Origin of the sequence: Paenibacillus puerhi, from assembly GCF_009846885.1 — a bacterium.
GTDB lineage: Bacteria > Bacillota > Bacilli > Paenibacillales > NBRC-103111 > Paenibacillus_G > Paenibacillus_G puerhi.
Map to the genome: position 1 here is coordinate 33,318 of NZ_WUWM01000043.1, position 11,894 is coordinate 45,211.

The 11,894-nt window shown below is 41.5% G+C and carries 5 protein-coding genes; all 5 read left to right on the forward strand.

Going from position 1 to position 11,894, the window contains the following annotated elements; genetic code table 11:
- The first annotated feature begins 103 nt into the window (after positions 1–103).
- Entirely contained in the window at positions 104–1,999 is a 1,896-nt protein-coding gene (locus GSF01_RS26730; RefSeq protein ID WP_159888321.1) for a glycoside hydrolase family 78 protein, read from the forward strand.
- Between the two features lie 26 nt (positions 2,000–2,025).
- Positions 2,026–6,705 (forward strand): RHS repeat domain-containing protein, encoded by a 4,680-nt coding sequence (locus tag GSF01_RS26735; RefSeq protein WP_159888322.1) that lies wholly within the window; start codon positions 2,026–2,028, stop codon positions 6,703–6,705.
- 22 nt (positions 6,706–6,727) lie between these two features.
- Positions 6,728–7,246 carry a hypothetical protein gene (locus GSF01_RS26740; RefSeq protein WP_159888323.1) on the forward strand — a complete coding sequence of 173 codons (519 nt, stop codon included), beginning with the start codon at positions 6,728–6,730 and terminating at the stop codon, positions 7,244–7,246.
- An 839-nt stretch (positions 7,247–8,085) separates the two neighbouring features.
- A complete protein-coding gene (locus GSF01_RS26745; protein WP_159888324.1) occupies positions 8,086–9,747 on the forward strand; it encodes an RHS repeat domain-containing protein in 1,662 nt (553 codons plus the stop codon).
- A gap of 375 nt (positions 9,748–10,122) precedes the next feature.
- Positions 10,123–11,409 carry a LamG domain-containing protein gene (locus GSF01_RS26750; RefSeq protein WP_159888325.1) on the forward strand — a complete coding sequence of 429 codons (1,287 nt, stop codon included), beginning with the start codon at positions 10,123–10,125 and terminating at the stop codon, positions 11,407–11,409.
- Positions 11,410–11,894: the final 485 nt, after the last annotated feature.

The following is an 11,894-nucleotide window of genomic DNA, read 5'->3' on the forward strand; positions in this document are numbered from 1 at the left end:
GTCGGAAGCGATTGTGAAAACAGTTGCAAATTGAGTAACTGGTTAGAGTTGAAAAAACAGGTGAGAAAAAGTATCACTACCAATCCAGTCGAGGAGATGGGCCATGTTAAAAGTATGGAAATTAAAAGTATGGCGATTCACTTTATTAATCTGCTTGCTACTCAGTCAGCTAGCTACTTTCGCACAGGCAACGGCCGCAAAGCCTTTATATGTAAATGCGCTTCAGACTTATTCATCAAAGGTCCTGGCTTCTGCTGCTGAACTTCGCTCCGGCTTGGCCATGGTTGATGGTGAAAGTATCAACAAGACCTTGCCGACGAATGAAACAGTACAGAATGACGTATACGGCTCGGTTACAGAGCAAGTCTATGGTTTGGCACGAGGTAGTCTTCAAGCCTTAACAGCACCAATGGCGCCCGTGGTATGGAGAAAGGTGAGCACGAATAGCACGCTTATTGAGAATGTATCCCATCTGTTTCCTGACTTAACTCACGCAAAGTCAATTGCTGCTGATTATCATCAATTTACCTCGCCACCATATTTTCATTATTATTATGTCCTCTACGAAAATAACACGGTTGTATATGTATCCAGAAGGGATCAAACCGATCCTGGTTTCTCGGAAGTTAGTACAAAATTTCCGAAATTGGAGAATTCCAAGTCGATAGCTGTAGATGGTTATTCATCTTATTACGTATTGTATAACGACAATAGGGTGTTAAAGAAAAATGGAACTACTGTAACGGATGTCACGGATAAATTTCCAAGCCTTATTAATGCAAAATCAATTGCTATTGACGATGACTTTTGGCCAACTCGTACCGAGTATTATGTCTTGTATCATGATAATACAGTAAAAATGAAACATGGTTCTACTATTAAAGATGTAACTCACTTATTTCCACCCTTAACGAGTGAAATTAAAGCCATATCGTTAAGTGACATGGGGGTAGGTAAGGCTTATTATGCAGCCATTTTAAATCAACTTCCTAGGATTAGCATCGTTCAAGGAAATCAGGTTGTCATTAAAGGAAGTACGAGTAATTCAATCACGCTGAGCGGAACTGTCCACGACTCCGATAACGATCCGGTTACAGTAACCGCAACCCTACATGGCATAACGAAATCAGTTACCGTTACTAGCACGAACACAAGCCCCACATGGTTTTTAACATGGAATACGGAAGCAGATAACATTCCAGCGGGGATCTACAGGAATTTACAAGTACAGGTTTCAGATGGAAAAGGAGGAGCAGATAGCACTATCTATCGGGGTATTATCAACGTCTCCCATCTGCCGTCCGTGCCCATAAATCTTACAGCTGCTCGTACAGGATTTACAACGGCATCTTCGACAACCCCGACATTGAGATGGTCTTTTCAAGATCCCGATGCAGGCGACGGACAAACTGCTTTTGAAGTGACTGTACATACAACCACTGGTACCGTTATTCATAGTTCCGGTTGGCAATTATCCAGAAACACCTCCTATACGGTGCCAACTGGTTATCTTCAACGAGGACAAGCTTATATGTGGAAGGTTCGGACCAAGGACAGTCAAGGAGAAATCTCGCCATACTCCGGTTTGCATACATTTTCGGTCAATCAGCTTCCCGTGACCAGCGTCACTTCCTATACGGAGGGACAATCTTTGCCGGTGAACGCACCGAAACTAACCTGGAGCTACAATGATGCTAATCATCAGTCACAGGTAGCATTCCAGATTTGGGGATCCAAGGACAATTGGAAGACAGTAGGTTACCAGTCGGGAATCATAAAATCGATTTCGAAAGAACATCAAATTACCGCGCTGCCTGGAGGAACTTGGACATTTAAAGTCGTTACATTTGATGGACAAGAATGGTCGCTCCCTTCACAGCGAACGGTGGTTTTGCCAGCGGGTGTTCCAGAGCCGATCCAACCATCTTTTCATCCGATAGGAACACAGTATCAATACGATGTCAGAGGCAATATCGAGAGCAAAATTTCGATCCCATAATTGAATCCTAACGGGAGGAACGTATTGTGAAGAACATTTATCGAATCGTTATTCTGACATTGATTTGTTTACTGGTACAACCTGTGTTGCCGTGGGAAGAGATCGTGCGTGCGACAGCAACTATATCTCCTGCAAGGGAGGCTCTACAAGAAGATAAGATCGATACATGGAAGCAAGCACTTGATGTTTCCGAAGAAGATCTTCAGACGATTCTTCACGAGGGCTACTCTTTGGAAGAAGCGAAAGAAGCGTTCAAGAGAAAAAAGGAGACGGGCGCCGACCTGATAGAGAGTCTTAACCAACTTAGCCCACAATTTGTTAATCGATCTCAAGAAGTTGAGAGCACTGTCATAGGTGAGGTATACGCCCCATTGATGCAGCAGTCTAACTTATTGGCGGCTCCTCTGAATATCGTTCAAGAGGTTCATACCAAGCCGGAAGAGGCCCCTTATTTGATAAGCTCCAAATACGAGTCGGTCTCCAGCGTATCTGGTGAGCTCTCCTTGGAAGCTACCGACATGGTGATTTCAAGCAGAAACGGGCTTTCTTTCCCATTAACCCGGACCTACGGAAGTAATAAGTCTGCAATTGATTCAGGATCTAATGGATTGAAGTCGATTGGGGTAGGCTGGAACTGGGAAATCCCTTATATTATAGAGAATTATGAGCATTACTACTTATATTTAAAAGGTGAACTTGGCTCAGGTGCTTATGAAATTGAAAGTACAAGTAGAGGCTATTACTTAAAGGGTTATCCTAACGGTGACTTGGTTATCACGAAGGAAAATAATGGGTTTATTGTACAGACGCTTGAAGGTACGAAATATTACTTTGAGCCCGGTAATATGGGGATAAAGAGATTAAAAAAAATAACAGATATGTATAATAACACAATCAGCTTCGACTATAATGATCGAGGATATGAGTCGCATGGAGCTCTTCCCTCCATGATTACAAGTGATACTGGGGAATCTATTACAATTCACACTGATGCACTGGGCCTGTTGCTCACCAAAGGTGACCAACAGGTAAGATATGTATCAACAAGGAAAGATGGGGTCCGTTTCCTAGGCAAAGTCATTGATGCCGAAGGAAGGACAACGACGTATGACTACAAAATCGGACCGGCGAACCGCTATAATTACTACACTAGTGATAGCTACAGCCCTTTCGGCTTGCTCATCGGAGTTACTCATCCCACTGGAGCTAGAAGTGATTACGTATATGAAGACGCCCCTTTAAGAAGATGTAGGCCTGGTCATCAACAAGAAGAATACCGGCTAAAAGAAAAATATATCTCAATGCAAGCAACTAATGGCGCAATTAAAAGAATCCAAGAACATACTTATTCTTATGTGGGAGATGCCGAGAGTTGTGACAACAATAGTTCTTTTTCGGTTAAAGTAAACAACGGGCTGTTACAAACACAGTTCAATAGCGAGAGAGTCATTAGCGGCAGCGGAGATGTTCCAACCGTATTCTTTACTAATAACATGACGCAAACGTCAACTTGGAACGGTGTTCAGCAAACCATTTCAACCGATTACACCTATGAAAGGGCAAGAAGGCTGACTAAACCAACCCAGGAGAAGATGACGTATTCGTCACAAGGTCAGAATCGCGTATATACGAGTTCAAGACATTATGATGCTTACGGTAATATTGAGTGGTCTATAGACCCGATGAATGTCAAAACCGAGTATGGGTATGACCCTCATACACACCTGCTTAGAAGCATTACACAACCTGTCTCCGCTACGCAAACACGCTATACCTTGTTCACGCGTAACGCACAAAATAAGATTGAGGTTGAACAAGTGTTTGACGGCAGCGATGCTGGGGCGCTTTTACTTGAGAAGCGATATGAACTTATTGACGCATATGGCAATCCAACACGAATTCAAACCAAGCAAGGAAATGCTAAGAGCACCATAACAGATATCGAATATTCGGGTACGTACCGAAACAAATTTCCAACGAAAACCACAACCCAAGTGACAGCAGTCAATGGATCTGTATCGCAAGTCATTCAGGAATACGAGTATGATGCCAATACTGGCAACATAACAAAGCGCAAGGACAGTCGGCAAAAGGTTACTACTTACCAGTATGATCGATTAGGGCGGTTGCTTCAAGCAAACCAGCCGGATGGTAGTGCGATCATCATTCAATATAACGATACCGACAACTCCCTGCTTATCATAGATGAAACAGGGGGGCAAACCTATTCGAAATGGAATCCTGCTGGCTTAAAAGAATTTACGGGGATCAATGAAAGGCTGATCACGAATAAATACCAGTATGATGATTACGGTCGGTTATCCCGTTCCGAAGATGCTAAGGGAAATCCGACAACGTACGAGTATGATTCATGGAATCGTCTGTACAAAACCACATATCCAGATCTTTCTTACAGTATGGTTGAATACAATGATCTCCTACTGTCGAAGACATCTACCGATCAAGAAGGTTATAAAATTACGGTTACCTCTGACAAACTGGGCAGACCCATTGAAACCAAAGAAACAAAAACGGTCGTCGTGAATGGTCAGCCTTCCGTTCAGACCCGTACATTGTCCAGCTTGCTTTACGACTACGAGGGGCGAGTGCTGGAAGCTACGGATGCACGAGGTTACAAAACCATATATACCTATGATTTATTGAATAGATTGAAGAGCGTTACTAACGCAAAGCAGGAAACGACCCGTTACGACTACAACCCTTCTTCAGATCTCTTTCAGCAAATGAAAATCATTTACGCGGATGGAAAAGAACGTATAAAAAAAATGGACGAGCTAGGCCGTCCGATATTGTTAGTTACTCCCGGAGATCAAAGGGAAACATATGGGTATGATGGTAATGGGAATCGAACCAGCTACACCAATCGCAAAGGAGATACGTTCCGACAAACCTTTAACGATCGAAATTGGCTTGAGAGGCAAGAAGTGCTAGATCCGAGCGGCCAGCCGATAGCAGGTGAAACTATCTCGTATCAGTACGACAAAAGCGGTAGACGTCTGGCGATGAACGATGCCACAGGTCCAACCTCATACACGTACGACCGACTTACGGGCCATCTAGCTAAAATTACGTATCCGGACGGGAAAACCATCCAATATAATTACGATGCCACAGGAAAACTTATTGACTACAAGGATCCGTTCGATATTAACGTCTATTTTAAGTATGACTCACGCGATCGCTTGCAGTCTGTGGCACCTACAAGTAACGGACTCCCTTACGTTCAATATTCGTATTGGAAAAATAACAAGCTCAAGCAAATTGCTCAAGCTAACGGAGTGGTCTCAGATTTTACATACGATGGACTTCATCTAAGCACCCTGGTCCAGAAGAAGCCTGGAGGTCAAGCACTGAGCAATTATGCATACAGTTATGATGCTGATGGTAACCAGACTTCGATCTCAACGAATGGGGAACAATCAACGTTTACGTATGATGAGCTGAATCGTATCTCTACTTCGAGAAGTAAAGAAAGCGGAGGCTTGTTATTGCCGGATGTGGCATACACTTATGATAAGCGGGATCGATTAACGAGTGTTACGAGGAATGGCCAAACAACAACATACCGTTATAACGGTGATGGCTTGTTATGGGAACGAACAAGTCAAGGAGAAGCATCCAGATATTATTACAACGGGGGTCAGGTAATTGCTGAGGGGAGCCTTATTCAAGGCCAAGCAGAATGGAAAGCAAGGTACATCCGTGGTTTAGGTCTAGTGGCTATGGACGATGGCCAAGCGTTATCTTATTATCTTCATAACGGGCATGGGGATGTAACGGAACTACGAGACAGCACCGGGCAAACCCAATTGAATGAGTACTCTTACGATATATGGGGCAATCCCTTGATCGTGAAGGAGAGTGTGCCAAATCCATTTCGTTACAGTGGGGAATTATGGGACTCCAAGTCCGAGCTCCAGTATCTGCGTGCGCGTTGGTACGATCCAAGTATGCATAGGTTTATTAATGAGGATACGTATGAAGGGGATATTAAAAATCCGCTGACGTTGAATCTTTATACGTATGTGCATAATAATCCGTTGAGGTATACTGATCCGAGTGGAAATCAGGTTTGTGACTTTGGAGCTGAAAATTCTGTCTGTGAAGCAATTGTTGAGTACATGAGTCCTGAAAACAATCAATTTGTTGCCGATGTACTTAATTATGGTGGATCGGGGGTAGCGGCAGGGGCAAAGACTACACTAGCTAATGCAGCAAAGAATGGGAAGAACATTGTGGCATCTGTGAAAGCGGCAGCGAGCTCGGCAGCAAATAAAGTCAAGGGATGGTTTACCAAAGCTGATGAAGTAATAGAGGGGACGGGTAAAACTGGAACTGTGTGGGATAGTATTAAAGCTACTCAACCTGCATATGAAGGGACATCGCTTCCGAAATCTTTTAATATTAAAGTCGGTGACCAGGATTTTTGGGTTAATCCGAATGGTACAAAACATATGAACGAATATTTAACAAGCGAAGGAAAAAATATTGGTACAATGACCTCATCAGTAAGTAGTCAAGGGATGTTGACAGAATTCCAAAGTGAGTTTAATCAAGCAATTAAAAATAACGGGGTAGTATTGGATAAAATGATTCGTGGCGGTGACTGGGAATTTATGCTTTCAGCCCCACGAGAGACCGGAATGAATGTTGTAGTGAAACATGCTAGATATAATCCTCAATAATACATTGGGATTGGAGGAAAATATGAATTTACTGAAATTATGCAGGCTAGAAGAAATTAATGAGTGCCAAATTGAGTTTGATTACTATATTCCTTTTAGTGTCCAAATAGGCAATAATCAGAATTCATTAGCAAGCGAAAGAACTGTGTATTGGAGAACAGGAGATATTGAAAGGTCGTTGGTTGAGATTGGAATAGGCTCAAGAACTGGGATGCTTAGGAATCTCACATTAACGGCTGTTAAGAATGCATTATTAAGTGACGTAATCATTAAAAATAATAAATCAGTGGAAGGTACTCCTGTTTTTGATTTAAGTATCATTCCTGAGAAAGGTATATATGATTACATCAACGATTTTCAAGTTTGTTTGGGCAAAGATGCAATAACAACTATCATTGGTAAAGTAGATAAATGCAAAACCTTAGTCAGATTTGGAAGAATAAATATTGGTTTTGATTATGAGAATTTTATCACTCATGTGACCGTAAATGATTTAACGACAGATGAGTATAGGGAATTGAAGGATTCATTAAAATTGTAATTCTATAGTAGGCACATTGCTTAGTGCCCTTCTTGACCATTGGAGAGGGCTACCCAGTGTATTATCGACTGTTGGGATAAAGTGATAGGTGAAATCAAGTTCGACAATAAGCCGACAGCGTTCTCACAGCTTAAGAAGGAAGTCAAGAAAGATGATTATGAATGTTGTAAAGAGGTATAAATTTAAAATAAGTAAATTAATGCCACAATGCGACTTGTATTGTGGTTTTTTTATATCAGCTGAACTAATCCAGGAAACTACGACGTGATTAACCTTCGCGTTGTAGTTTCTTTCTGCCGCGATATCGCTCAAGCAAAAATAGCCAAAGAAAGTCGTAGGGGTTATCGATCGCCGAGCCGTTGATTAAGTACAAACACAATCAATCCTTAGTTAATCCCGTCTGTTTCTATTATTTACTATGTTTAGGTGGCTAAGACTATTTTCCTTAAAATCTCTTTAGAATGGTTAAAAATAACATAATTTTACTTCTATGTCTTAATTCTACTGTAAAGGTAATTGTATTTTTTGTATGTTTTGTGTGATACGTACTACTTACACAGAAAAGAAGAATTATCAGACCAAGGCAGGGGCGCGTTAGCGCTCCATACCTCTACTTTCTGTCTAGAATAGATTGCTTTTAAGTCTGGGGAGAGGAAACCGGAGTTTGCAAAGACATCATAAAGCAAAATGGATGTATTCTTCAAGGCTACATATTTGGCCTATGTACTTGATCTTGAAGTGAATCGCATGCATGAAGCCGATGATGTAGATGGCCAGCAGCTGACAAGTGTTCTTAGCAATCTAGTGACCTATGAGAGGAGAGCTTAAAAATTCACAAGATGAGACGACTATTAATCATTTTTTGTGTGGTACTATCTTTTTTACCTTGTAATTTAGCTGGGGCAATGTATTACGAATACAATTCTAAGGGCCAACTTATTTCTGAACGATCCCCTGCGGGTGATGAACTTATTTACAGTTATGATAACAATGGAAATACGTTGGAGAAAATATACTCGGATCAAGGTAATTTACTAATCAATGCAGATTTTGAGCATAAACGTTCAGATGATTCCCCGGACCATTGGATCAAGCGTGTAGTGGGAGAACAAGTGGATATTAGTCTGGTTCAAAATCCGATTTCTTCAGGAAAGCATTCGCTTAAAATATCAGCTTCCGGAGTTCCTGCTGGGGACTATACGGGTATTAAGCAAGAGTTTCCTGCTATAGCTGGAAGACAATTCACCGTAAATGGTAGATTCAATGTGCAAAGTCTGAATCATGCCAAGGCACAGCTTTATGTAGATTTTTTATCTGGGCCTGAACAATACGTAGGAGCCTGGATATCTGATGTCCAAGAAATTACAAACGGGGCGTATATGACGGTGTCCAATTCAGGAACTGTTCCAGCAAATGCTGTTATGGCTCATGTGTATGTGATTTTACGTGCAACTGATGGCAATGGTTCGGGGATATTTTATGCGGATTCACTAAACATGTTTTATGGGCCATCTAATATGTTATCAAATGGGGATTTTGAACAATATGAAACAGAGGATATCGTAGGTGCCAGCTGGGAAAAGGCTACTTTTAGTGGAGTTACCGAAAATATGCAGGTGGTCCAGGGGCACGCGTCTTCAGGACGTAAATCTCAACATATAACCGCTTCCAATATTCCCCCAGGCTATTACGCAGGAGTTATGCAACAAATCCAAGTATCTCCAGGACGCTCGTTTACAGTGACTGGTCGATTTCATGTAGAGCGTTTATATCATGCCAAAGTTCAGTTGCACGTAGATTTCTTGTCAGCACCCGGCCACTATTTGGGCTCTAAAGTGAGCGAAATTTTGGAGACGACGAATAACGAATATATAACTGTTTCAAACAGCGGCGCCGTTCCAGCAGGAGCCAAATATGCGCTAGTCTATCTCCTTGTAAGGTCTCTAGATTCAATGGGTGAAGGAAGTTTTTATGCAGATTCGTTGGTGATGAATGAGGAAGCACCAAATCTGTTATCCGATGGTGGATTTGAGTATGGATTTAAGGAAACGAGAAATGCAGAAGGAAGCTGGAAGAGCAGAGCTGCTAACGGAGCACATGCATCTTTCTCAGTTGTTCAATCCCCAGTCTTTTCGGGTGGTAAGGCGTATCGTGTTTCTGGGAGTAACATCGCCAGTCACGACTATATTGGATTAAAGCAGAGAGTTCAAGTTATGGCAGGGAAATCCTTGAAGATTAGTGGTCAATTTAATGTGAGCAGCTTGAACGATTCCAAAGTTCAACTCTATATAGATTTCATGGGCGGTCCTGAACAATACTTAGGCGCGGCCATATCTGAAATAGAAGCTCCCACGAATGGGAATTTCATCAAGCTAACAAACGAGGCGACGATACCTGCCGGTACAAAATTTATCCAGGTGTATGTTTTGCTTAGATCGAAGGACGGCGTGGGAAGTGGAATGTTCTATGTTGATTCTCTGGATGTTCATTATACAGATTAGTGCAGTCTGAATTGTCAATAATAAATCACCAACTTTTTTGAGGTCTGCATAGCGATACTAACATAGGTAAATATGGGGACTCACACTATGGTCGATGATCTTTCGATAAACAAATCCACCAGCACGCGATTGGAGTGCCTCCGGTTCTGGACTTTGATCTGGGCTTTTACATAAGTCAAATCGCTGACGGGAATTGTCGGAAATATCCACAAAAGCTTTAACCACGTCATCTTCCTTCTCCTGTTCTTTAGCTTTGTAGTAGTTTGTGCTCGATTGGTCTATCCGAAGCAGTCATAAGTGAAGTGTAACCAAAATAGTGGGAACGCAAATAAGTAAAGATTTAAATCAAATGTTGAGATTAACAGGAGGTATTTTATGCGATCACAAAAGTTGATCCATAAAAGAGTAAGATATTTACTACTTTTAGCCATAATTATTACATTGCAAGCTTTTTTTACGAAAACATCTTTTTCTTCTTCATCAAACTATTACTATGATAGTAACAATAGATTGTTATACAGTGGTCCGGGAGAAAGTTATAAGTATGACAGAAATGGGAACCTATTATTCAAATTTTTGTCTAAAGAATTTAATCATGACAACTATGTAACCCTTGATATGTTGTTCATTAATACAGAAGAAGGTGCAAAAAATACAGTAGAGTTCTGGATGTATTGGGACGGAACCAATTCGGTAATGCCCATGTCTTGGGAGAACTACTATACTTTATGGTTTGCAAACGGCTATTTTGGATTTAATACGGGTGAAAGCAACATTCTAGGGATTTCCTCCGATAATTTAGCGAATCGCTGGTTGCATGTAGCAGCAGTATTCTATAATGGAGTACCTAATGCAGGGCAAAATGAACTGTATATTGACGGAGAAAAACAGCTCTTGGAGCCGAAAATGGGAACTACAACTCGTGCGGTGGCAGCGACAAAAAAGGCATATATTTCAGGGACCGGAGGAACCGAACTGTACAGAATGGGTGGAAGAATCGGTGAAGTGAGAATATGGAACTATGCTTTGACGGAAACAGAAGTAAAGTCGAACATGTACAGGGTACTGCAGGGGAATGAGACTGGACTCGCAAGTTATTGGAGACTAAGTGATGCGCCTGCCCCGAGTAAATCTGTAAGCTTTAATGGAAGCGAGCAAATAACTGTAAACAACCTCACAGTCAATACAGAAGAAGGTGCGAAGAATACAGTAGAGTTCTGGATGTACTGGGACGGAACCAATTCGGTAATGCCAGTGTCTTGGGAGAACTACTATACCTTATGGTTTGCAAACGGTTATTTTGGATTTAATACGGGTGAGAGCAACATACTGGGTATATCATCAACTAACCTAGCGAATCGATGGGTGCATGTAGTAACGGTATTCTATAATGGGGTACCTAATGCAGTGCAAAATGAACTATATATTGACGGAGAAAAACAGAACTTGGAGCCGAAAATGGGAATAACAACTCGTTCGGTGACAGCGACAGAAAAGGCATATATCTCAGGGACGGGAGGAACCGAACTGTACAGAATGGGCGGAAAAATCGGTGAAGTGCGAGTATGGAACTACGCTTTGTCAGAAAAAGAGGTGAAGTCGAACATGTACAAGGTACTGCGGGGGAACGAGTCTGGATTAGTAGGTTATTGGGTACCGTAAGAATCCTTATACAGGACGAGCGATGTAGTCCCATCCATCAGCTCTTTCAGTTATTCAGGAACTAATGAATAGAAATGGAGTTTCTACGGGTGTCAGTGAATCTGCTATGAAGAATGTCATATCACAGATATCAACTGAAGAACTAACAGATGTTTCAAAATTGCTGAGGCTTGAAGAAAATAATCGATCCCCGAAATTTTTCTGTTCTAGCACATCAATCCCTAGGAAACGCTTTAATTCAGCTAAACTGTTTTGAATATCAGACCCATTATTCACTTTAAAACTCCCCTAGATTTCACCGAAATATCAGTTGTTTATTAAAACAGCTGCTTTATGAATTGTTAACCCGGGTGAGTAATTAGGGCTTGCTGAACAACTCAATTTATAAAGCGCAATGTGTTAAATCGAAAAAGGGTGAAAAAAACGAAAAAGAGACTCCGAAGTCGCTTCTCCAGATTCATGACTAAGAATTGGATGGCGATTAC

Excerpts from the sequence above, each read along its gene's own strand:
- GSF01_RS26730 (WP_159888321.1), top strand. The coding sequence starts at position 104 with ATGTTAAAAGTATGGAAATTAAAAGTATGGCGATTCACTTTATTAATC.
- GSF01_RS26740 (WP_159888323.1), top strand. The coding sequence starts at position 6,728 with ATGAATTTACTGAAATTATGCAGGCTAGAAGAAATTAATGAGTGCCAA.
- GSF01_RS26745 (WP_159888324.1), top strand. The coding sequence starts at position 8,086 with ATGAGACGACTATTAATCATTTTTTGTGTGGTACTATCTTTTTTACCT.
- GSF01_RS26750 (WP_159888325.1), top strand. The coding sequence starts at position 10,123 with ATGCGATCACAAAAGTTGATCCATAAAAGAGTAAGATATTTACTACTT.